The organism is Curtobacterium sp. PhB172 (genome assembly GCF_003752545.1).
In the GTDB taxonomy this organism is placed as follows: Bacteria; Actinomycetota; Actinomycetes; order Actinomycetales; family Microbacteriaceae; genus Curtobacterium.
In genome coordinates this window covers 115,718-138,659 of record NZ_RKIF01000008.1, presented here as the reverse complement: position 1 = coordinate 138,659, position 22,942 = coordinate 115,718, and the positions used below count along the sequence as shown (strand labels likewise).

Here is a 22,942-nt window from a genome sequence, read left to right as displayed (position 1 = left end):
ATGAGGAGAACGATGACCGTCGTAACGCCCGTCGGACGCGTGGCTGCGAGCGCGATGGCGCTCGTGGCGCTGGTGACCGTGCTCGCTGGGTGCGCCCGGCACCCCGAGGAGAGGAAGCCGTCCGTGAACCCTGAGACCGCGAAGCAGCAGATGATCGACGCCGTCGACGAAGTCACCGGGCGCCTGGGCGGTGAGTGGAAGCCCCGGACCGGGCCGGATTACGCCGAGAGATGTCAGCTGCCGGACGGTGAGGACGGTGCGCACTGGGTGTACCTCACTGGCCGGGCGGACGGCGGCGACCCGCAAAATGACGCCGCGGAGACGGCTGATCGCTGGGAAGCACAAGGGATGACGATCGAACGCTGGGGCAAGGGAGACCGCCCGGCGATCGTCGGTCGTGGCGGAGGCTCGGTGGAATCGATCAGTCTGTACGCTTACCCGGGCAACTACACCGTGCAAGCCCTCTCGCTCTGCTTCCCGGGCGACGCCGACGAGCTGTGACGCAGGGCCGTCTCCCGGGCCCTGCGACGGGCACATCCGCCCGCGCGACCGTCTCGGGGATGACTGGGAAGCCCGTACGGGACCGGACGCGCCGGAAGGCTGCACACTTCCGGGCGGTGAGCCGGGCGCCCACCTGCGATACCTGACGGGCAGCGCGCGGACAGGGAGTCCCGAGACCGACGCTGCTGGAATGGTGCAGCACTGGGAGGCGCCGGGCACGGGCATCGTCCAGCGCGACTCGAGTGATGGACGCGCGGTACTCAGGAGTGGAGGAGGCAATGTTTTGTCCATCAGCGTCTACGCCTACTCGGGGAACTCCACGGTCCAAGCCGTCTCGCTGTGTTTCCCGGGCGACGCGGACCGTCTGTGATGCTCGGTCAGGGCCGCCGGTGCAACTCCTCCGCCGTCGCGTTCGTCCTGGGCGCCGTGGCGATAACGCTCGCCGGGTGCGTTCTGCGCGAGCCGGACGTGAGTGCGCCACCTCCGACGGAGCCTCCAATCGACGCTGACACCGCGAAGCAGCAGATGATCGATGCCATCGACGACGTCACGAAGCATCTGGGCGGCGTGTGGAAGCCTCGCACCGGCCCTGACGCTCCTGAGCACTGTGAGCTGCCTGACGGGACGCAGGGCGCCCACTGGGTGTACCTCACCGGCCGGACTTCAAGGGGCGACTCGCAGGACCCGGAATCTGACGCGAAGGCGACGCTCGCCCGCTGGAAGTCCCAGGGAATGAAGGTCGAGCGCTGGGCTGACCCCGATGGACCTGCGATCGTCGGCCGCGGAGGTGGCTCGATCGACTCGATCAACCTCTACGCGTTCCCCGGCGACTACACCGTCGAAGCCATCTCGCTGTGTTTCCCTGGTGACGCCGACGAGCTGTGACCTCCAGGGATCCGCCGCTTCGGCGACGTCCTGTAGCGCTCCACCGACAACCCCCTCGAACTGGGGGTCCGAGCGTGACCCCGCGTTACGGGCGCGTTTCGGCGCGGTCGCGATCCCGTAACTGATCCGTCCGGTGCTCAGAACGGGTCCTGTACCGGCCGGGCGGTCGTGTACTGTCGCCACGATCGCCCGGAACGCACGTGGTCCGGGCACGCTCCCCGGAGGAACCCACCCGTGACATCTCGTACCCGACGCGTCGTCCTCAGCGGCTTCGCGCTCCTCGGCACCGCCGCCGTCCTCGCAGGCTGCGCCTCGGCGCCGTCCGACACGACGACCGCCAAGAAGACCGACTTCCGCCCCTGCATGGTCTCCGACGCCGGTGGCTTCGACGACAAGTCGTTCAACCAGCTCGGCTACGAGGGCATGAAGGACGCCGCCAAGGACCTCGGTGCCACCTACAAGGAAGCCGAGTCGAAGGACGCCACCGTCTACGACTCGAACATCCAGCAGCTCATCGGCCAGAACTGCAACCTCGTCGTGACCGTCGGCTTCAACCTCGCCGACGCCACGAAGAAGCAGGCCGCCGCGAACCCCGACACCGACTTCGCGATCATCGACGACAGCTCGATCGACGCGAAGAACGTCAAGCCGATCACGTTCGACACCTCGCAGGCCGCGTTCCTCGCCGGCTACGCAGCGGCGTCCTACTCGAAGACCGGCGTCGTCGGCACCTTCGGCGGCATGCAGATCCCGACCGTCACCATCTTCATGGACGGCTTCGCGGACGGCGTGAAGTACTACAACGAGCAGAAGGACAAGGACGTCCAGGTCAAGGGCTGGAACGTCGACACCGGCAAGGGCTCGTTCACCGGTGGCTTCGAGGCCGGCACGCAGGCCAAGTCCGTCGCACAGACGCTCCTCGACCAGGACGCCGACGTGATCCTGCCCGTCGGTGGCCCGATCTACCAGTCGGCTGCCGAGGCCATCAAGGACGCCGACAACGGCTCCGTCCTGATCGGTGCGGACAGCGACCTCTACGAGGCCGACCCGCGCTACAAGGACATCGCCTTCACCTCGGTCGAGAAGGGCATGCGCCCGGCCGTGAAGGACGTCGTCGAGCAGGCGGCCGACAAGAAGTTCTCGAAGACCCCGTACGTGGGCACCCTCGAGAACGAGGGCGTCGGCATCGCGCCGTTCCACGACTACGAGTCCAAGGTCGACAAGGGCCTGCAGGGCGAACTGGACGACATCAAGGCCGGCATCATCGACGGCTCGATCAAGGTCAAGACCCAGTCCTGACCCGACGAACGCGGGCGAGGGGCTTCCCTCGCCCGCGTTCTCGTGCGCCCGAGCGGTGCACGTGAGACCGTGCGCCCGCGTGGCGCACTCGAGACCGTGCGCCCGCGTGGCGCGCGCGAGACAGAAATAGACTCCCGAACATGAAGCTCGAACTCCGCGGCATCACCAAGCGGTTCGGCGCCCTGGTCGCCAACGACCACATCTCGCTCACCGTCGAGCCGGGTGAGGTCCACTGCCTCCTGGGTGAGAACGGCGCCGGCAAGTCCACCCTGATGAACGTCCTCTACGGGCTGTACGACGCCGACGAGGGCCAGATCCTGCTCGACGACGTGGTCCAGGACTTCGACGGCCCCGGTGACGCCATGCGCGCCGGCATCGGCATGGTGCACCAGCACTTCATGCTCGTCCCCGTCTTCACCGTCGCCGAGAACGTCATGCTCGGTCAGGAGCAGACCACCTTCGGGGGCCGGCTCGACCTGGCCGGCGCCCGCAAGCGGGTCACGGAGATCTCCGACCGCTTCGGGTTCGACGTCGACCCCGACGCCAAGATCGAGGACCTGCCCGTCGGCGTCCAGCAGCGCGTCGAGATCATCAAGGCGCTCTCCCGCGACGCCTCAGTGCTGGTGTTCGACGAGCCGACGGCCGTCCTCACCCCGCAGGAGACCGACGAGCTGATGGGCATCATGCGGCAGCTCCGCGAAGCCGGCACCGCGATCGTCTTCATCACCCACAAGCTCCGCGAGGTCCGCGAGGTCGCCGACCGCATCACGGTGATCCGGCTCGGCAAGGTCGTCGGCGAGGCCTCGCCCGCGGCGACCAACAACGAACTGGCCGCGATGATGGTCGGCCGCGCCGTCTCCCTCGTCGTCGACAAGACGCCGTCGACCGGTGGCGAGGACGCCCTGGTCGTCGAGGGCCTCACCGTCACCGACCCGTCCGGCATCGTGCTCGTCGACGACGTGTCGTTCTCGGTCCGTCGCGGCGAGGTCCTGGCGATCGCCGGGGTGCAGGGCAACGGGCAGACCGAGCTGACCGAGGCGATCCTCGGTCTCGAGCCGGTCCACGCGGGCCGCATCACGCTGGACGGCAAGGAGCTCACCGGCCGCAGCGTCAAGCAGGTGCTCGACGCCGGCGTCGGGTTCGTCCCCGAGGACCGCAAGGAGGACGGCCTGGTCGGCGAGTTCACCATCGCGGAGAACCTCATGCTCGACCGGTCCGACCACGACCAGTTCGTCCGCGCCGGCACCATCCGTGCCGCCGAGCGCGACGCCTTCGCCGACGAGAAGATCGCCGAGTTCGACATCCGCACGCCGGGCCGCGCGACCGCTGCCGGTCGGCTGTCCGGCGGCAACCAGCAGAAGATCGTCCTCGCCCGCGAGCTCAGCCGCGAGCTCCGGCTGTTCGTCGCCGCGCAGCCCACGCGCGGCATCGACGTCGGGTCGATCGAGTTCGTGCACAAGCGCATCGTCGCCACCCGCGACACCGGTGTGCCCGTCATCGTCGTCTCCACCGAGCTCGACGAGGTCGTGGCACTGGCCGACCGCATCGCCGTCATGTACCGCGGCGGCATCGTCGGGATCGTGCCGGCGACCACCCCGCGAGACGTCCTCGGCCTCATGATGGCCGGCGAGATCCCAGAAGGAACGGAGCTGGCCGCATGACCGGTTCGGCCGGCGAGATCCAAGCCACATCCACGACCGGAACGGAGCTGGCAGCGTGACCGCGCAGGACCCAGACAACACGCAGCCCACCGCCGACACCGAGGCAGACGCCCCGCTCACCGACGACCGTCTGCAGGAGTCCCCGGAGACCCCGCACCTGATGACGGACTCGGCGGACGACACCGAGCGCCGCAACGGCGCCCCCGGCACCGACCGCTGGCACGCCGCGATGCAGAGCATCCTGAACGGCTCCGTGCTCGTCACGGTCCTCGCGGTCGTGCTCGCCCTCGTCGCCTGCGGCATCCTCATCGCCCTGACCGACGAGAACGTCCGCGCCACGGCCGGATACTTCTTCGCCCGTCCCGCCGACATGCTCCAGGCCATCGGCACCGCGGTCGGCGGCGCCTACTCGTCGCTGTTCCAGGGCTCGGTGGTCAACTTCGGCGCCACCAGCTTCCAGCAGGCGATCGCCCCGCTCACCCGGTCGATCGACTACGCGGTGCCGCTCGTCGTCGCCGGCCTCGGGATCGCGCTGTCCTTCCGCGCCGGGCTGTTCAACATCGGCGGCCAGGGCCAGATCCTGATGGGGGCCGCGGCCGCCGGCTGGGTCGGGTTCTCGTTCGACGGACCCGCCGCGATCCACATCCCGCTCACGATCGTCGCCGGCATCGTCGGCGGTGCGGTCTGGGGAGGGATCGTCGGTGTCCTCAAGGCCCGCACGGGTGCGAACGAGGTGGTCGTCACGATCATGCTCAACTACGTCGCGCTCTACCTGGTCAGCTACCTGCTCCGGACCCCCGGTCTGCTCCAGGCCCCCGGCAGCAGCAACCCGATCTCCCCGGCCACGAAGGACAGCGCGCTCCTGCCGCAGCTCTTCGGCGAGCGGTACGGCGTGGACCTCGGGTTCATCGTCGCGATCATCGCGGTCGTCGTCGTCTGGTGGCTCGTCAACAAGTCATCGCTCGGCTTCCGGTTCCGCACCATCGGTGAGAACCCCCGCGCCGCCCGCGTCGCCGGCATGAGCGTGCCGGCACTGACGATCTGGGTGATGGTCATCTCCGGTGCCCTCGTCGGCATCGCCGGTGCCTACCAGGTGCAGGGTGCGGTCACGACGGGCTTCACCTCGGGCATCGACGCCGGCATCGGCTTCGACGCGATCACCGTCGCGCTGCTCGGCCGCTCGAAGCCGTGGGGCGTGTTCTGGGCCGCGATCCTGTTCGGCGTGCTGAAGAACGGTGGCTACGCCATGCAGGCCGCCAACGGCATCCCGATCGACATCGTCGGTGTCATCCAGGCCCTCATCGTCCTGTTCATCGCGGCGCCGCCGCTCGTCCGCGCGATCTTCCGGATCCCGCAGCCGGGAGCCCGCCAGCGCACGAAGACGAGCAAGAACAGCAAGAAGGCGGTCGCCGCGTGAGCACCCTCAGCCCCACCGCGGCGCCCGCGTCGCCCCTGTCCGACCGTCCGGTCGAGACGACCCGCAGCTGGAAGCTCCCGATCGGGTACGCCGTGTTCACGCTGCTCGCGGTCGTGTTCTTCGTCCTGCTCAGCCGTGCCGGCACGACCACCTTCCGGCTCGCGAACGCCGGCGACTTCGTCGCGCTGCCGAACGTCCCGCTGTCGGCGGCACCGACCGGCTACGTCGTGGTCGTGCTCCTGGCGATCGCCACGGTCTACGCCGTCGTCGAGGTCCGCGCCTACCGGCACGTCCCGCTCTGGGTCACGTCGGTCTTCGCGATCGTCTTCGTCGTCGGCTTCTTGACGTGGGCAGCGGCCGGCGCGACGATCCCGCTGCCCGGCCTGCTGGTCGGCGCACTCGGGCTGAGCGTCCCGCTCGTGTTCGGTGCCCTCGGCGGCGTCATCTCCGAGCGGGTCGGCGTGGTGAACATCGCCATCGAGGGCCAGTTCCTCGCGGGTGCGTTCACCTCGGCGCTCATCGCGTCGCTCACCGGCTCCGCGTGGGTCGGGCTCGTCGGCGCGCTCGTCGCCGGTGTGCTCGTCTCGTTCATCCTGGCCGCGTTCAGCATCAAGTACCTCGTCGACCAGGTCATCGTCGGTGTCGTCATCAACGCCCTCATCTCGGGGCTGACCGGCTTCCTGTACTCGCAGGTGCTGTCCCCGAACGAGACCACGCTCAACGTCGGCGTCCGGTTCCCGAAGTTCGAGATCCCGCTGCTCCACCAGATCCCGGTCATCGGTCCGGTGTTCTTCGAGCAGAGCGTCATCGTCTACCTGGCGTACGTGGCCGTCGCGGTCGTCACCTTCGGCCTGTTCAAGACCCGCTGGGGCCTGCGCCTCCGCGCGGTCGGCGAGCACCCGCAGGCGGCCGACACGGTGGGCATCAACGTCACGAGCACCCGGTTCTGGAACGTGTCGCTCGCCGGCGCGATCGCCGGCCTCGGTGGTGCGTACTTCACGCTCGACGCGGTCGGACCGTTCACGAAGGACATGACGGCCGGCGCCGGCTACATCGCCCTGGCCGCCGTCATCTTCGGTCGCTGGGACCCGATCAAGGCCACGCTCGCGGCGCTGCTGTTCGGCTTCGCGTCGAACCTGCAGAACACGCTCGGGGCGATCGACTCGCCCGTGCCGAGCGAGTTCCTGCTGATGCTGCCGTACGTGGTGACGATCTTCGCGGTGGCCGGCCTCGTCGGACAGTCGCGTGGCCCCGCCGCGTCCGGCAAGCCCTACATCAAGAGCTGACGGCCAGGAGGCACGGCACATGACCGACACGCACGCTGCGGACGACGGCACGGCCGCGTCCACCGACGCGATCGCCTGGACGGACCCGGCCACGGCCCTGCGCGCGGGAGGCGGCGACACCGCCGCCGACGGGGCGGACGCAGCCACGGGCCTCCCGGTCGACGACGTGGACTGGGGCGCCCTCCGCGACGCCGCCACGGCCGCGATGCGGCGCGCCTACGCGCCGTACTCGTCGTTCCCGGTGGGCGCCGCGGCGCTCACCGACGACGGCCGGATCGTCTCCGGCTGCAACGTCGAGAACGCGAGCTACGGGGTGACGCTCTGCGCGGAGTGCTCGCTCGTGTCGCAGCTGCACATGACCGGCGGCGGCAAGCTCGTCGCGTTCACGTGCGTCGACGGCGACGGGGCGACCCTCATGCCGTGCGGCCGCTGCCGCCAGCTGCTGTTCGAGCACTCGACCGAGGGCATGCTCCTCGAGACGGTCTCGGGCATCCGCACCATCGACGAGGTCCTGCCCGACGCGTTCGGGCCGCGCACCCTCGCCACCTACCAACAGGAGCACTGATCCCCATGGCCGTCGAGCCGTTCGACACCGTCGACCTCATCCGCACGAAGCGATCCGGCGGCGCCCTGAGCACCGCCGAGGTCGACTGGCTCGTCGACGCGTACACGCGCGGCTACGTCGAGGACCCGCAGATGGCCGCGATGGCGATGGCGATCTTCCTGAACGGGATGGAGCGGCGCGAGGTCAAGGACCTCACGCTCGCGATGATCGCGTCGGGGGAGCGGATGTCGTTCGGGTCGCTCGGCAAGACGACCGTCGACAAGCACTCCACCGGTGGGGTCGGCGACAAGATCACGCTGCCGCTCGCACCGCTGGTGGCGTCGTTCGGCGTCGCGGTGCCGCAGCTGTCCGGCCGTGGCCTCGGTCACACCGGCGGGACGCTCGACAAGCTCGAGTCGATCCCCGGGTGGCAGGCGGCGCTGTCGAACGACCGGATGATGGAGATCCTGTCCGACGTCGGTGCGGTCATCTGCGCCGCCGGCTCCGGCCTGGCACCGGCCGACAAGAAGCTGTACGCCCTGCGGGACATCACCGGCACCGTCGAGTGCATCCCGCTCATCGCGTCGAGCATCATGTCGAAGAAGATCGCCGAGGGCACCGGTGCGCTCGTGCTCGACGTGAAGTTCGGTTCCGGTGCGTTCATGCCGACCTACGAAGCGTCGCGCGAGCTCGCGCAGACGATGGTCGACCTCGGGAACGACGCCGGGGTGAAGACCTCGGCGCTGCTCACCGACATGGAGGTCCCGCTCGGGCTGACGATCGGCAACGCGCTCGAGGTGCGGGAGTCGGTCGAGGTGCTGGAGGGCGGCGGTCCGGCCGACGTCGTGGAGCTGACCGTCGCACTGGCCTCGGAGATGCTGACGCTCGCCGGGCTGCCGGACGCCGATCCTGCGGCTGCGCTGGCCGACGGCCGGGCGATGGACACCTGGCGCCGGATGATCTCCGCGCAGGGTGGGGACCCCGCCGCCGCGCTGCCGGTCGCCCGCGAGCAGCACGTCGTCACGGCGCCGTCGTCCGGTGTGCTGGCGCAGCAGGACGCCCTGCCGTTCGGCGTCTCGGCCTGGCGCCTCGGTGCCGGTCGTGCCCGCGCGCAGGACCCGGTGCAGGCCGGGGCGGGCATCGAGCTGCACGTCAAGCCCGGTGACACCGTGACCGAGGGGCAGCCGCTCTGGACGCTGCACACCGACGACGCCTCGCGGATCCCGCGCGCGCTCGAGTCGCTCGAGGGTGCGTGGTCGATCGGCTCGTCCGACGCAGCCGTGGCGGCTCGCGGGCCGATCGTGCGGGAGCGCATCACGGGCTGAACGCGACCGTCCCACCGACTGGAGGCTCTCTGCACACGTGTGGAGAGCCTCCAGTCTGTGCAGGGGTCTGTTGTGCACAGGTGCCTGCGCGTGGTCGGTGACCACCGATAGCCTGGTCGCATGAGCGCCGACGCCCCGACCTACCGCCTGCCCGACGCCGGGGCGGTCATCAACGACCTGCCGAAGGTCTCGCTGCACGACCACCTCGACGGCGGCCTGCGCCCCGCGACGATCGTCGAGCTGGCTGGTGCTTCGGGTGTGACGCTGCCGACCACCGACCCGTCCGAGCTCGGGCAGTGGTTCGCCGACCAGTCGAACTCGGGCTCGCTCGTCGAGTACCTGAAGACGTTCGACGTCACCACCTCGGTCATGCAGACGGCACCGCAGCTGACGCGCATCGCCCGTGAGTTCGTCGAGGACCTGGTCGCCGACGGCGTCGTCTACGGCGAGGTCCGGTGGGCCCCGGAACAGCACCTGCAGGGCGGGCTGACGCTCGACGAGACGGTCGAGGCCGTGCAGGCCGGCATCGAGGAAGCGGTCGACGCCGCCGGCGGCCGCATCCGGGTCGGCCAGCTCGTCACCGCGATGCGCCACGCCGACCGCTCGCTCGAGATCGCCGAGCTCGCCGTCCGGCACCGTGACAACGGGGTGGTCGGCTTCGACATCGCCGGTGCCGAGGCCGGGTTCCCGGCGTCGAACCACCGTGCCGCGTTCGACTACCTCGCATCCGAGCTGTTCCCCGTCACCGTCCACGCGGGCGAAGCCGACGGGCTCGCCTCGATCCGGTCCGCGCTCGTCGACGGCCGCGCGCTGCGCCTCGGGCACGGCGTCCGGATCTTCGAGGACGTCACCCTCTCCGACGCCGGTGACGGCTCGACGCTGGCCTCCCTCGGCGAGGTCGCGTCGTGGGTCCGCGACCGCGAGATCCCGCTCGAGGTCTCGCCGTCCTCCAACCTGCAGACCGGTGCGATCGCGGCCTGGGGCGACGACCTCGCCGACCACCCCTTCGACCTGCTCTACCAGCTCGGCTTCCGGGTCACGGTGAACACCGACAACCGCCTGATGAGCGGGACGTCGCTGTCGAAGGAACTCGCACTGCTCGCCGGCACGTTCGGCTACGACCTCGACGACCTGGCGGCGTTCCAGATCAACGCGGCGCTCGGGTCCTTCCTGCCGCTCGAGGACCGCGAGGAGATCATCGCGACCATCACCTCCGGGTACTCGGAGGCCTGACGCATGGGACTGCCGCCGCTGCCGGACTCCGCCGTCCTCCTCCGGGCCACCGCGCCCACCTGGCGTGACGCGATGCGCCTGGCCGGCGGCGCGCTCGTCGCGTCCGGAGCCGCGACCGACGAGTACACGGACGCCATGATCGGCATGGTCGAGGAACACGGGCCGTACATCGTGATCTCCCCGGGCCTGGCGTTCGCCCACGCCCGACCGGGCGGCGCAGTCCTGCGCGACGGGCTCGCCGTCGTGACCCTCGAGACACCGGTCGCGTTCGGCCACCCGCACAACGACCCGGTCCGCGTGGTCCTGGGGCTCGCGGTCGCCGGGGTGGGGACGCACCTCGAGTCCATCGGCGAGATCGCGAACCTGTTCAACGACCAGACCGCCACGGGGCGGATCGCCGACGCGACGACGGCGGACGAGGTCCGCACGATCATGGGGGTGTCCGCGTGAAGATCGTGACCATCTGCGGCGCGGGCATCGGCTCGAGCGGGATCCTCAAGGTGAACGCCGAGAAGGCGTTGTCCACCCTCGGCCTGCAGGCATCGGTCGTCGCGGCCGACGTGGCCTCGGTGCGCGACGTGTCCGACGACGCCAACGTGATCCTCACGAGCCAGGAGTTCGTCGAGGCGATCGGCGACACCTACGCCGAGGTCATCGTGATCCGGAACCACTTCGACCAGGGCGAGATCACGGCGGCGGTGGACCGGGCGCTCGGCGAGCACTGAGGCGGGTGCGGCGGCGGCCGCTGGGGCGGGCGTCCGCCCTTTAGAGTTGGGGCATGAGCACCGAGAACCCGCTGAACGACCCCGCTGCCGACCCGTTCGAGGTCGCGCGGGACGCCGCCGCCGTCATCGCCGCGAAGTCCGGCATCGAGCGGCACGACATCGCCCTGACCCTCGGCTCGGGCTGGGGCAAGGCCGCCGACATCATCGGTGAGACCGTGTCCGAGATCCCGGCGGACCAGGTCCCCGGGTTCAGCGCCTCGGCCGTGCCCGGACACTCCGGCACCATCCGGTCGATCCGCCTCGCCGACGGCCGCCACGCGCTCGTCATCGGCGCACGCACGCACTACTACGAGGGCCACGGCGTCCGCCGGGTCGTGCACAGCGTCCGTACCGCCGCGGCCGCTGGTGCCACGGTGATGGTGCTGACGAACGGTGCCGGTGGCATCAAGGAGCACTGGACGCCCGGCACGCCCGTGCTCATCAGCGACCACATCAACCTGACCGCCGACAGCCCGCTCGAGGGCGCGACGTTCATCGACCTCACCGACCTGTACTCGTCCCGGCTGCGCGAGGTCGCCCGCTCGGTCGACCCGTCCCTGGACGAGGGCGTCTACACGCAGTTCCGCGGCCCGCACTACGAGACCCCGGCCGAGGTCCAGATGGCCAAGGCCATCGGCGGGCACATCGTCGGCATGTCCACCGCACTCGAGGCCATCGCCGCCCGACAGGCCGGCATGGAGGTCCTCGGGTTCTCGCTCATCACGAACCTCGCCGCCGGCATCCAGAAGACGCCGCTGTCGCACACCGAGGTGCTCGAGGCCGGCAAGCAGGCCGAGCCCGTGATCGCGGACCTGCTCGCCCGCGTGGTGACCGCCCTCGGGCAGCCGGCGTCGTGAAGATCGACCTCGACCACGTGCTCGGGACCGCTCGGTCCTGGCTCGCGCAGGACCCGGATCCGCAGACCCGCGACGAGCTGACCGCCGCGATCGACGACGCCTCCGACGGCTCCGGCCCGGCCGTGCAGGCCCTGGCCGCGAGGTTCGGCGGCCGGCTGCAGTTCGGTACCGCCGGACTCCGCGCCGAGCTCGGCTACGGCCCGCTCCGCATGAACCGGGTCGTCGTGTCGCAGGCCGCTGCCGGGCTCGCACGCTTCCTGATCGACACGGGCCGGTCGCGCAGTGTCGTGATCGGCTACGACGGCCGGGTGAACTCCGACGTCTTCGCGCGCGACTCCGCCGAGGTCATGCGCGGCCTCGGGCTCGAGGTCACGCTGCTGCCGGTCGCCCTGCCCACGCCGGTGCTCGCGTTCGCCGTGCGGCACCTCGACGTCGGCGCCGGGGTGATGGTCACCGCGAGCCACAACCCGCCCCGCGACAACGGGTACAAGGTCTACCTCGGACAGGACGACGACGGGTCGCAGATCGTGCCGCCGGTCGACGGCCGCATCGCGGACGCCATCGACGCCGTCGCGGCGGGGTCGATCACGGACCTACCCCGGGGCACCGACTACACCGTCGCGTCGTCCGCGCTGCTCGATGCCTACGTGGCCGCGACGGCCGCCATCGTGCCGGCCCCGACCCTGGCGCCGCAGGAGCAGCCGAAGGTCGTCTACACGGCGATGCACGGTGTCGGGTGGGAGACCGCACGCGCGGTGTTCGCCGCCGCCGGGTTCGCGTCGCCCGCGGTCGTGCCGGAGCAGATCGAGCCGGACGGAGCGTTCCCGACCGTGTCGTTCCCGAACCCGGAGGAGCCCGGCGCGATGGACCTGGCGATCGCCCGCGGGCTCGCCGTCAGCGCTGACCTCGTCATCGCGAACGACCCCGACGCCGACCGGCTCGCGCTCGCGATCCCGGCGGTGTCCGACTCCGGGGACCCGACCTACCGCCGCCTGTCGGGCAACGAGGTCGGGTGGCTGCTCGGCTGGCAGGCTGCCGTCCGCGCGTCGGAGACCGGCGCCACGGGCACCCTCGCAGCGTCGATCGTCTCGTCGCCGGCGCTGGCCCGCGTCGCCGCCCGCCACGGTCTGGAGTACCGCGACACCCTGACCGGCTTCAAGTGGGTCTCCCGGGTCCCCGGGCTGCTCTTCGGGTACGAAGAAGCGCTCGGCTACCTGGTGGACCCGTCGGTCGTGCGCGACAAGGACGGCATCTCGGCGGCGCTGTCGCTGCTGTCGTTGGCGTCGGACCTGGCCGCTGCCGGATCGTCGATCGCCGGGCAGCTCGACGCCTTCGCCGCCGAGTTCGGGGCGTTCGCGTCGGGGCAGGTCGCGACCCGCGTGGACGACCTGTCCCGCATCGGCGAGATCATGGCCTCGCTGCGGTCCGCGCCGCCGTCGTCGCTCGGCGGCCTGGAGGTCCGCACCGTGACGGACTACGTCGACGGGGTGGAGGGCTTCCCGCCGTCGGACATCCTGCGCTACGACCTGACCGGTGACGCGCGCGTGATCGTCCGACCGAGCGGCACCGAGCCCAAGGTCAAGGTCTACATCGACACCGTCGCGGAGACCCCCGCCGAGGCCCAGCGCCTCGTCGACGCCCTCGCGGCGTCCGTCCGCCCCCTGGTCTCGTAGGGCGCTGCCCCGTTCCTTCGTGTTTGCGCCCCGCTGCGGGCATCGCGCCCCGACTCTTCAGGTCGCGATGCCCGCAACGGGGTGCGCTGCCCCGTGGCCTGTCCACAGATCGCGCAGACCCCGCTCGGGACGGACCGTGCGTCGCGATCATCGGAGCATGGAACACGAACCCATCTCGACCGTCGGCCTCGCGCAGGACCCCGGTCGTGCGTCGGCGATCCGTCGCGCAGCGGATGCCGGCGCCCTCGTCCGAGTGCACCGTGGCACGTACATCGGGTCGGGCGAGTGGGCCTCGATGACGGAACGCGAACGACATCGCATGCTCGTGCGGAGTGTGCTCGCCGGCGGGACGGGCTCCGTCGTGGTGTCGCACCGGTCAGCGGTCGCCATGCTCGGACTGCCGTGGATCGGGGCGTTCGGCGAGCGTGTCACGGTGACCGACCCGTCCCGGGACCGGGGCCAGGTCAAGCGGAGCATCCAGCGCATCGGCAGCGCCGGCCGGCGACCGTCCTCCGTCGAGGTCGACGGTGTACCCGTCACGACGTTGATCGAGACCGCGGTCGACGTCGCCCTTCGCGAACACCCGTGGCGTGCCATCGTCGTGCTCGACGCGGTCCTGCGGCGCGGCGTCGAGCGGGCGACGATCCTCGAAGCGCTCGGGAGTCGTCGTGCTCGCGGGCATCGACGCGCGCGGGAACTGGTCGAGTACGCGGATCCGCTCGCCGAGTCACCGGGGGAGAGCATCACACGGTGGGGTGCGCACGTGCTCGGCGCACCGGACCCGGTACTGCAGCAGGAGTTCCGGCACGACGGCCTGCTCCGCGACCGGGTGGACCTGTGGTTCGCGGAAGCCGGGGTGATCGTCGAGTTCGACGGCCGGGTGAAGTACGACGACCCGCGGCGAGGGCGCACGGCGGCAGACGCCCTGGTCGACGAGAAGCGCCGTGAGGACCGTCTCCGCCGTCGTCGAGGGGTCAACGGCTTCGCACGGGTGATGTGGTCGGACGCGATGCCTGCGGGGCAGCTCCCGCGGATCCTGCACGATGCCGGGGTGCCGCTCGGACCGAACTGGGGTACTGCCTGGCGTCATGCTGCGAGCCGCGCCCTCTGACGGTCATTGCGCCCCGAAGAGTCGGGGCGCGATGACCGCAGCGGGGCGCAACCCGAGCTGACGAGCCGCGACGGCCCGCGACGGCCCGCGACGGCCCGCGACGGCCCGCGCGGCCTACGCCAGCTCGAGCAGCACGTGACCGGACGAGACCGTCTGGCCGACCGGGGCGTTCAGCCCGGTGACGACGCCGTCCTTGTGGGCCTGCACGGGCTGCTCCATCTTCATGGCCTCGAGCACGACGAGCAGATCGCCCTTCACCACGGTGTCACCCTCGGCGACCGCGAGCTTCACGACGGTCGCCTGCATCGGCGACGCGACGGACCCGCCGGACTTCGCGATGCCGCCCTTGACCGCCGACGAGCGGCGCTTCGGGGGAGCGGAGGGACCGGCCGGACGACGACCGGCGACACCGGCGGCGGCACCGCCACCGACGATCGACGGCATGGTGACCTCGATGCGCTTGCCCTGCACCTCGACGACCACTGAGTCGCGCGAAGCCGGCGCCGGCAGTTCTTCAGGAGAACCGCTCCACGCCGGGATCCCGCCCACGAAGTCGGTCTCGATCCACTGCGTGTACACGGAGAACGGCGAGGAGTCATCGGTCGCGAACGCCGGGTCCGACACGACCGCACGGTGGAAGGGCAGCACGGTCGGCAGGCCGGTGACCTCGAACTCGGCCAGTGCACGACGCGAGCGCTCCAACGCCTCGGCGCGGGTGGCACCGGTGACGATGAGCTTCGCGAGCATGGAGTCGAACGAACCGGACACGACGTCGCCGCTCACGACACCGGAGTCGACGCGGACGCCGGGGCCCGACGGCGCGTTGAAGGCGTGCACGGGGCCGGGCGCGGGGAAGAAGTTGCGGCCCGGGTCCTCGCCGTTGATGCGGAACTCGAACGAGTGCCCGCGGGGCGTCGGGTCGGAGTAGTCGAGCACGCCGCCCTCGGCGATGCGGAACTGCTCGCGCACCAGGTCGATGCCGGTGACCTCTTCGGACACGCAGTGCTCGACCTGCAGTCGGGTGTTGACCTCGAGGAACGACACCGTGCCGTCGGCGCCGATCAGGAACTCGCACGTGCCGGCACCGACGTAGCCGACCTCGCGCAGGATCGCTTTCGACGACTCGTACAGGCGCTCCTGCTGCGCATCCGTCAGGTACGGCGCGGGTGCTTCCTCGACGAGCTTCTGGTGCCGGCGCTGCAGCGAGCAGTCACGCGTCGACACGACGACGACGTTGCCGTGCTCGTCCGCCAGGCACTGGGTCTCGACGTGGCGCGGCTTGTCGAGGTACTTCTCGACGAAGCACTCGCCCCGACCGAACGCCGCGATGGCTTCACGCGTCGCCGACTCGAACTGCGAGGCGACCTCGTCGCGCGTCCGTGCGACCTTCAGGCCACGGCCACCGCCGCCGAAGGCCGCCTTGATGGCAACCGGCAGGCCGACCTCGTCGGCGAACGCGATGACCTCGGAGGCGTCCTTGACGGGCTCGATGGTGCCGGGGGCGAGCGGCGCGCCGACCTTCTCGGCGACGTGGCGCGCGGAGACCTTGTCACCGAGGCGCTCGATCGAGTCGGGCGACGGGCCGATCCAGGTCAGTCCGGCGTCGATGACGGCACGGGCGAAGTCGGCGTTCTCGGCAAGGAACCCGTAGCCCGGGTGCACGGCGTCTGCGCCGGACCGTCGGGCGACCGAGATGATCTTGTCGATGACGAGGTAGGTGTCGGCGCTCGTGGTGCCGTTCAGCGCGTAGGCCTCGTCGGCGAGGCGGGCGTGCAGGGCGTCACGGTCCTGGTCGGCGTAGACGGCGACCGATGCCTTGCCTGCGTCGCGGGCCGCGCGGATGATGCGGACGGCGATCTCGCCGCGGTTCGCGATGAGGACCTTGCTGATACGGGGCATGAGACATCAGCGTATTCGTGCAACGGGAGCACGAATTGACTGGCACCCACAAAGAACCGTGCCGAACAAGTGCGGATGTCTACAGTGACCAGAACTCGTGCCAGCGGACGCCGAAGCCGCGGAGCAGCATCGACCGCAGCACCGGCAGGGACAGCCCGACCACCGCCGACGGTGCCCCGTCGATGCGCGAGATGTACGCCGCCGCCCGCCCGTCGATGGTGAACGCCCCCGCGACCTCGAGCGGCTCGCCCGTCGCCACGTACGCGTCGATCTCCTCGGCGGACAGGTCGTCGGCGAACGTCAGCACGGCGCTGTCCACGGCGACCACGCGGTCGCCACCGGCGGCCACGGCCGACCCGCCGGGCGCGACGTCCCCCAGCTCCGGCACGCCGGCAGGAGACGTCACCAGGCTGCGGACGGGAGGCACGGGGCGGACCGCATCCGGGCCTCCCGTCCGTCCCGTGGCCGGGTCCAGGTCGCGGCGCCGGTCGTCGCGTCGTCGATCGATCACGCAGTGTCCACTCCACAGCGTCCCGCCGCCGGCGGCGAGCATCTGCCGCCAGCGCTCCCGGGCCACCGACGGGTCGTGCGGCTTGCCGTACAGGCGCCCGTCGACCTCGAAGGCGGAGTCGCCGCCGAACACGAAGCCGTCGACCGGCGACCCGGCGACGTCGGCGTCCGCGACGGCCGACGCCTTGGCGACGGCCAGCAGCGACACGAGCTCCGGGCCGGTCAGGTCACGGCCGAGCGCGGCGGCGGCCGCGGTCGCCGCGGCGTCCTCGTCGACCCCGGGCGACACGAGGACGGGCTCGATCCCGGACTGGGCGAGGAGTGCTCGGCGGGCGGGGGATGTACTCGCGAGGTACAGACGCATGGGACCATCGAACCATGGGTGAATCCGTCGGAACGCTGCTCGAACTCGACGTCACCGGGATCGCCCACGGCGGCATCTCGGTGGCACGGCACGAAGGCCGGGTGGTCTTCGTCACGGACGCGATCCCCGGGGAGCGCGTCGTCGCCCGGGTGACCGAGGACCGGAAGAAGTCGTTCTGGCGCGCCGACACCGTCAGCGTCGTCACCCCGAGTGAGCACCGCGTCGACCACGTCTGGGCCGAGGCCGCGCTCGACCGCGACCCCGAGACGCGCCCGGGCGGTGCCGAGTTCGGCCACATCGCCCTCGCACACCAGCGCACGCTGAAGCACGACGTGCTCGTCGACTCGTTCTCGCGGTTCGCGCACACGGACCTGGCATCCGTGCTCGGCTCGGACGTCGTCGTCGAGGCCGCACCCGGTGACGACGCCGCGAACGGCCTCGGTTGGCGTACCCGGGTCCGGCTGCACGTCGACGAGCACGGCACCGCCGGCCCGTTCGCCGCGCGCTCGCACTCCGTCATCCCGGTCACCAGCCTGCCGCTCGCGAACGACGCCGTGCAGCAGAGTGCGCCGCTCGGCCGTGGCGTGATGCCCGGCTCGTCGGTCGTCGACGTGCTGGCACCGAGCGGCTCCGAGGGGGCGCGCCTCGTCATCGACGAGCAGAAGCCCACCGTGGTGACCGAGGTCGTGGGGGAGCGCACCTTCGCGGTGGACGACAACGGCTTCTGGCAGGTGCACCGTGCCGCGGCGTCGGTGCTCACCGAGGCCGTGCAGGACCTGGTCGACCGCGACCGGCTCGACCCCGAGGGCACCCACCTGGACCTGTACGGCGGCGTCGGCCTGCTCGCCGCCGCGCTCGGCGACCTCGTCGGCCCGAAGGCGCGCCTCACGAGCGTCGAGAGTGCCGCACGCGCGACCGAGCACGCGCAGGAGAACCTCGCCGAGTGGCTCGGTGCGCGCGCCGAGACCGGCCGGGTCGACCGCTGGCTCGCGAACACGGTGGCGAACGCCTCGCGCGCCGAGCAGGACCGGTTCCGCGCCGGCACGATCGTCCTCGATCCGCCGCGTGCCGGTGCCGGTCGTCAGGTCGTCGAGCAGATCGCGGCCCTGCACCCGTCGCAGGTCGTCTACGTCGCCTGCGACCCGGTCGCGCTCGCCCGCGACGTCGCGACGTTCGCCGACCTGGGGTACAAGCTCGAGGCGCTGCGGGCGTTCGACCTGTTCCCGCACACCCACCACATGGAGGCCGTGGCGCGCCTGACGCCCGCGCGCTGACGGGCAACCGGGCGGTTTCGTCCGCGTGGCGCGTCCGGTTTCCCCGGACCTGAGTCCAGCCTGGGTATCCTGGGCGCTGATGGCGATCCGGTTTCAGGGGCCGGGGACGCACATCGGAACGAGAGGCCACAGTGGGAGCAGGAACGACAACCGCAGCCGAGACGTCGGGCACGGCCACCAGGCCGGTCCGGGTCGCGATCGTGGACGACCACGAGTCCGTGCGACTCGGGATCCAGGCGGCGTGCCAGAACGAGGGCTTCGAGGTGGTGCTCACCGCCGCGAGCGTGCCCGAGTACGTCCAGAACCTCGACGGGCGCGAGGTCGACGTCGTCGTCCTCGACCTGTCACTCGGTGACGGCTCGACCGTGACCGAGAACGTCAAGGGCGTGCAGGGGACCGGCTCCGCCGTGCTCGTGCACTCCATCGCGGACCGCGTCGCCAACGTCCGTGAGGCACTCGCAGCAGGGGCTGCCGGTGTCATCCCGAAGTCGTCCGCCACGAAGACGGTGATGGCAGCGGTCGCCACCGTCGCGCGTGGTGACGTGCTGAACAACCTCGAGTGGGCGAGCGCCATCGACGCCGACCGCGACTTCGCGAAGGCCCAGCTCGGCCGGCGCGAGCGCGAGATCCTGCACCTGTACGCCTCGGGCCTGCCGCTCAAGCTGGCGGCGCAGCAACTCGGCATCGGGTACTCCACGGCTCGTGAGTACCTCGACCGCATCCGCGTGAAGTACGTCGAGGTCGGTCGCCCGGCCCCGACGAAGGTCGACCTCCTGCGGCGGGCGGTCGAGGACGGCATCCTCCCCGGGCTCGACTCGGGCATCGACCCCGACGGTGACGGTCGCTGAACACGATGGCGAGCGCGGCTGAGCCGGCGTCGCGCCGGGGGAGCGGCCCGGGGACCGGTCGTGGGACCGGTCGGTGGTTCGGCCGCGGGTCGGGCGGCGCTGGTGCGGCGTCTGGCCGCGCCGGCCGCGTCCCAGCAGGCTCGGGTCGTGTTCCCGGTGGCGACCCGGTCGGCTTCGGGGGCGGCGCGCCGTTCGGTGCCGACCCGTCACGCAGCGTCCGCGCGTCGATCACGCAGGCGTCGGTGGAGCGTGCCTTCGCGATCCTGCTGGCGATGACCGCGGTCGGCCTCGGCATCGTCGACACCCCTGCGGTCCTCGCCCAGTTGCCGTACCTCGACCCGTTCTGGGGCCCGGTCGTCGCGATCGCGCTCGGGGCGTCGTTCGTCCTGGTCGGGGTCTCGGCGTTCGTGCCGCGGGTGGCGCAGTTCGCGCAGATCCTCTGTGCCCTGCTCTTCCTGGTCGCGTTGACCACGTGGCCGCTCACGGTACAGGACTCGATCCCGTCCACGCAGCAGCCGTGGCCGTGGTGGTTCTGCACCGTCGGCTCGACCGCGGCGGCCTTGGGCTTCGCCACCTGGCGGGCCACGATCTACACCGCACTGGTGCCGGCGATCTACGTCGTCCTCCGGCTCACCCCGGTCGGCGGCGACGCCGGGCTCGTCCGTGCGCTGCTCGACGGCGTCTACACGGCGCTGCTCAGCGGTGCGGTGCTCGTCATCGCCGTGGTCCTCCGCCGTGCCGCTTCGTCGGTCGACACGGCGCAGTCGACCGCGGTCCGCCGGTACTCGCTCGCCATCCGCGAGCACGCGGTCGAGGTGGAGCGCGTGCAGGTCGACGCGATCGTGCACGACAGCGTGCTGACGACGCTGCTCTCCGCTGCGCGGGCCGACACGCTCGACGCGAAGACCCTCGCCGCCCGCATGGCACGGAACGCCATCGACCACCTCGAAGCCGCAGCAGCAGACGGCCCGGACGACGACACCCCGGTCTCGCTCGCCGACCTCCGCACCCGCATCGGGGAGGCGATCGGTGCCCTCGCGGTGCCCGTCCGGCTCGTCCCCGCCCTGGCCGGGTCGCTCCGGCTGCCGGCGTCGGTCGCCGACGCTCTCGCGTCAGCAGCACTGCAGGCGGCCGTCAACAGCGTCCAGCACGCCGGTGGGCCCGACGTCGCCCGGTGGGTCCGCGTCGAGCAGCACGACGACGGCGTGCACATCGAGGTCGGTGACGACGGTCGCGGGTTCGACATCGCGGCAATCCCGTCCGAACGACTCGGGGTGCGGCGGTCGATCATCGAGCGCGTCGCCTCCGTCGACGGCCGTGCCGAGGTGCACACCGCCCCGGGCGAGGGCACCCGAATCGAGCTGCGCTGGTCGCCGACCACGCCGTCCACGCCCACGACGACGGGAGCCGCAGCGTGAAGGTCTCCCTGCCCGCGAGCATCGCGCTCGGCCTGGCGTCGCTGTTCTCCCTCTACCACCTGGTCCTCGCCGTCGCGTCGCTGCAGCGCGTGCACGACGTCGGCCCCGTGATCGCCTGCATGGTCCTCTACGCAGCGGCCACCGGCACCGCGCTGTTCGTGCCCGGCAAGGTCCTGCCGGTCTGGACCGCGTGCTTCTCGCTCGCCACCGCGATCGTGATGCCGCTGGTCGCGGCACCCGTCGTCGACCTGTCGAGGCCGCCGGGGCCCGCCACGTGGTGGATCGCCGCCGTCGGCACGCTGATGGTCGTCCTCGTCGTGCGGGGTCGTGGGCCGTTCGCCTGGGCCGGCGTCCTGTTCCTCGCCGTCTACTCAGTGGCCTGGGCGGGCCCCGACGCGCTCGGGACGCTCGGGGTGCTCGGCAGCGTGGCCTGGGTCGCGATCGCCACGGTGTTCGCCATCGCCATGAACCGAGCCATCCGGAACACCCGTGAACTCATGCGCGCTGAACAGGAGACCGCCGACTGGCAGGCTGCGCAGGACGCCCACGTCTTCGAGCGGCAGTTCCGCCTGAGCCAGACCACGCGGATGGCCCTGCCGATGCTGCAGCGGATCATCGACTCGTGCGGTGACCTCGACGAGGCCGATCGGGCAGAGTGCCTGCACCTCGAGCAGGCCATCCGCGACGAGATCCGCGGCCGCTCCCTGCTGTCCGAGGACGTCCGCGACGAGGTCATGCGCCTGCGCCGCCGGGGCGCGACGGTGCAGCTGCACGACGACGGCGGTCTCGACGAGCTCGAGGTCGACGACGTCCGCCGCATCCACGCCCGCATCGCCGAGGCGCTCCGCCAGGCGCGCGAGGCCGACAACGTCATCGTCCGCACCGTCAGCGAGGGGTCCGACTCCGCGGTGACGGTCGTCGGGCTCAAGCTCGACACGGCCGCGAGCGAGTCCGCCGCCCTCGGAGCGGGCATGGAGGACGACGACGGCGACGAGGACGACTCCGTGGCCCTCTGGCTCGAGATCCCGCGGCACGAGCCCGCCTGAGGCGCGCTGCGCCTGCTCGAGCGTGGTCGTGTGCGGCGTCGCGCGCGGCGAGACGGAAGCGACGAGGTCGATGTCGTACGACATCGAGGGTGTCGCTCGTGCGCGCGCGCAACTGTTGTGTCCGCGTGCCGACGACGTCCTCGACGTCGTACGACGTCGAGGACGTCGTTCCGGGTCCGTGGGACGCGCGCGCGGCGGTGGACAGGACACGTGGCGGCCGGGAGGCGCGTGGCGGCGCCGCCACGGGCCTCCCGGCCGCCACGTGGTCGCGCCGGGCTGGCGCCGACGGCTGACGCGACAACACGGACGTCGTACGACGTCGGAGGCGTCGCTCGTGCGCGGGTGCAACTGTTGCCGGCGCCGGGGGACGACACTGTGGACGTCGTACGACGTCGAGGATGTCGTTCCACATCGACGGCCGGCGCGAACGCCCCCGGAAACGGGGAACGGGCCGGTCGTATCCGACCGGCCCGTTCACGACCCGAGGCTGAGCGACAACCCGAATGTCGCCCTGCCTCGCAGCGGGCGGTGGCGTCGTACCCTAGTCGGCCACCGACCTGCGATGTTCTTCGTTGAAGGACACCGAACACCAGTAACTATGCCAACCCACAACCCCTGTGTCAGTCGTCATTATGGGGGACAAATTCGGCATTTCCGGTCCTCTTCGGCGATTCATGACCCCCGTGCGAGGGGATACCGACCGGGAAGTGCAGCCTGCAACGTCCGCCGGGTCGGGGACACCAGGGGTACAGCGAGGTCAAGGTCCGTCAGCGGAGCGAACGGCCCCAGGCGCCGGGGCCGTGGTCGAGCGGGCGACGCAGCCCGCGGGCCGAGGCCTGCCACCCGGTGCGCGGCTCGTCGACGACCTCGGCGCGACCGGCTGCTGCGGCCTCGTCGGCCTGGCGCTGCAGCACGGCGACGACCGCTGCGAGCTCCTCGGGGGTGGGCTCACCGGAGACCACCCGGACGTCGGCCACCGAGGCGGGCTCGTCCGAGGGGACCGGAGCTGCGTGACGACCCATCAGTG

The 22,942-nt window shown here is 71.2% G+C and carries 21 protein-coding genes; 18 read left to right on the top strand and 3 right to left on the bottom strand.

Going from position 1 to position 22,942, the window contains the following annotated elements; all coding sequences use genetic code 11:
• The first annotated feature begins 123 nt into the window (after positions 1-123).
• The 14 genes from EDF42_RS10300 to EDF42_RS10230 all read left to right on the top strand — a co-directional run bounded on the left by EDF42_RS10300 (position 124) and on the right by EDF42_RS10230 (position 14,556).
• Positions 124-501, top strand: a complete 378-nt coding sequence (locus tag EDF42_RS10300; RefSeq protein ID WP_148053795.1) for a hypothetical protein — start codon at positions 124-126, stop codon at positions 499-501.
• A 525-nt stretch (positions 502-1,026) separates the two neighbouring features.
• Positions 1,027-1,386 carry a hypothetical protein gene (locus tag EDF42_RS10290; RefSeq protein ID WP_148053796.1) on the top strand — a complete coding sequence of 120 codons (360 nt, stop codon included), beginning with the start codon at positions 1,027-1,029 and terminating at the stop codon, positions 1,384-1,386.
• Between the two features lie 234 nt (positions 1,387-1,620).
• On the top strand, positions 1,621-2,685 hold the full coding sequence (locus EDF42_RS10285; RefSeq protein ID WP_123292183.1) for a BMP family protein: 1,065 nt from the start codon (positions 1,621-1,623) through the stop codon (positions 2,683-2,685).
• Positions 2,686-2,825: 140 nt separating this feature from the next.
• Complete coding sequence (locus EDF42_RS10280; protein ID WP_123338925.1) at positions 2,826-4,346, top strand: ABC transporter ATP-binding protein; 1,521 nt, start codon at positions 2,826-2,828, stop codon at positions 4,344-4,346.
• A gap of 55 nt (positions 4,347-4,401) precedes the next feature.
• On the top strand, positions 4,402-5,763 hold the full coding sequence (locus EDF42_RS10275) for an ABC transporter permease (protein ID WP_185002773.1): 1,362 nt from the start codon (positions 4,402-4,404) through the stop codon (positions 5,761-5,763).
• Positions 5,760-7,049 (top strand): ABC transporter permease, encoded by a 1,290-nt coding sequence (locus tag EDF42_RS10270; protein ID WP_123672263.1) that lies wholly within the window; start codon positions 5,760-5,762, stop codon positions 7,047-7,049. Before EDF42_RS10275 ends, EDF42_RS10270 begins: the two co-directional genes overlap by 4 nt.
• A 166-nt stretch (positions 7,050-7,215) precedes the next feature.
• Entirely contained in the window at positions 7,216-7,614 is a 399-nt protein-coding gene (locus EDF42_RS10265; RefSeq protein ID WP_123339066.1) for a cytidine deaminase, read from the top strand.
• A gap of 5 nt (positions 7,615-7,619) precedes the next feature.
• Positions 7,620-8,918 (top strand): thymidine phosphorylase, encoded by a 1,299-nt coding sequence (locus EDF42_RS10260; RefSeq protein ID WP_123672262.1) that lies wholly within the window; start codon positions 7,620-7,622, stop codon positions 8,916-8,918.
• A gap of 120 nt (positions 8,919-9,038) precedes the next feature.
• Positions 9,039-10,151, top strand: a complete 1,113-nt coding sequence (locus tag EDF42_RS10255) for an adenosine deaminase (protein WP_123672261.1) — start codon at positions 9,039-9,041, stop codon at positions 10,149-10,151.
• 3 nt (positions 10,152-10,154) lie between these two features.
• Positions 10,155-10,601 carry a PTS sugar transporter subunit IIA gene (locus EDF42_RS10250; protein ID WP_123672260.1) on the top strand — a complete coding sequence of 149 codons (447 nt, stop codon included), beginning with the start codon at positions 10,155-10,157 and terminating at the stop codon, positions 10,599-10,601.
• Positions 10,598-10,876, top strand: coding sequence for a PTS sugar transporter subunit IIB (locus tag EDF42_RS10245; RefSeq protein ID WP_123672259.1), 279 nt, complete (start codon positions 10,598-10,600; stop codon positions 10,874-10,876). The genes EDF42_RS10250 and EDF42_RS10245 overlap by 4 nt, the downstream gene beginning before the upstream one ends.
• A gap of 53 nt (positions 10,877-10,929) precedes the next feature.
• Positions 10,930-11,772, top strand: a complete 843-nt coding sequence (locus EDF42_RS10240) for a purine-nucleoside phosphorylase (RefSeq protein WP_123338930.1) — start codon at positions 10,930-10,932, stop codon at positions 11,770-11,772.
• Positions 11,769-13,445 carry a phospho-sugar mutase gene (locus EDF42_RS10235; RefSeq protein WP_123338931.1) on the top strand — a complete coding sequence of 559 codons (1,677 nt, stop codon included), beginning with the start codon at positions 11,769-11,771 and terminating at the stop codon, positions 13,443-13,445. The genes EDF42_RS10240 and EDF42_RS10235 overlap by 4 nt, the downstream gene beginning before the upstream one ends.
• 157 nt (positions 13,446-13,602) lie before the next feature.
• Complete coding sequence (locus EDF42_RS10230) at positions 13,603-14,556, top strand: hypothetical protein (protein ID WP_123338932.1); 954 nt, start codon at positions 13,603-13,605, stop codon at positions 14,554-14,556.
• A gap of 114 nt (positions 14,557-14,670) precedes the next feature.
• Here EDF42_RS10230 and EDF42_RS10225 read toward each other — a convergent pair whose 3' ends face one another.
• Both EDF42_RS10225 and EDF42_RS10220 read right to left on the bottom strand, forming a co-directional pair.
• Complete coding sequence (locus EDF42_RS10225) at positions 14,671-16,455, bottom strand: biotin carboxylase N-terminal domain-containing protein (protein WP_123338933.1); 1,785 nt, start codon at positions 16,453-16,455, stop codon at positions 14,671-14,673.
• A gap of 79 nt (positions 16,456-16,534) precedes the next feature.
• Entirely contained in the window at positions 16,535-17,329 is a 795-nt protein-coding gene (locus EDF42_RS10220; protein WP_123672258.1) for a nucleoside triphosphate pyrophosphatase, read from the bottom strand.
• A 14-nt stretch (positions 17,330-17,343) separates the two neighbouring features.
• On the opposite strand from EDF42_RS10220, the gene EDF42_RS10215 reads away from it, so the two are divergent.
• From EDF42_RS10215 to EDF42_RS10200, 4 genes are all read left to right on the top strand, one after another.
• Positions 17,344-18,603 (top strand): class I SAM-dependent RNA methyltransferase, encoded by a 1,260-nt coding sequence (locus tag EDF42_RS10215; RefSeq protein WP_123672257.1) that lies wholly within the window; start codon positions 17,344-17,346, stop codon positions 18,601-18,603.
• A 131-nt stretch (positions 18,604-18,734) separates the two neighbouring features.
• Complete coding sequence (locus tag EDF42_RS10210; RefSeq protein ID WP_111086608.1) at positions 18,735-19,451, top strand: response regulator transcription factor; 717 nt, start codon at positions 18,735-18,737, stop codon at positions 19,449-19,451.
• A gap of 242 nt (positions 19,452-19,693) precedes the next feature.
• Positions 19,694-20,869 (top strand): sensor histidine kinase, encoded by a 1,176-nt coding sequence (locus EDF42_RS10205; protein ID WP_148067723.1) that lies wholly within the window; start codon positions 19,694-19,696, stop codon positions 20,867-20,869.
• Entirely contained in the window at positions 20,866-21,915 is a 1,050-nt protein-coding gene (locus EDF42_RS10200; RefSeq protein ID WP_123338937.1) for a hypothetical protein, read from the top strand. Before EDF42_RS10205 ends, EDF42_RS10200 begins: the two co-directional genes overlap by 4 nt.
• A 767-nt stretch (positions 21,916-22,682) precedes the next feature.
• Here the strand turns inward: EDF42_RS10200 and EDF42_RS10195 are convergent.
• A complete protein-coding gene (locus tag EDF42_RS10195) occupies positions 22,683-22,937 on the bottom strand; it encodes an acyl-CoA carboxylase subunit epsilon (protein WP_123292197.1) in 255 nt (84 codons plus the stop codon).
• Positions 22,938-22,942 lie beyond the last annotated feature (5 nt).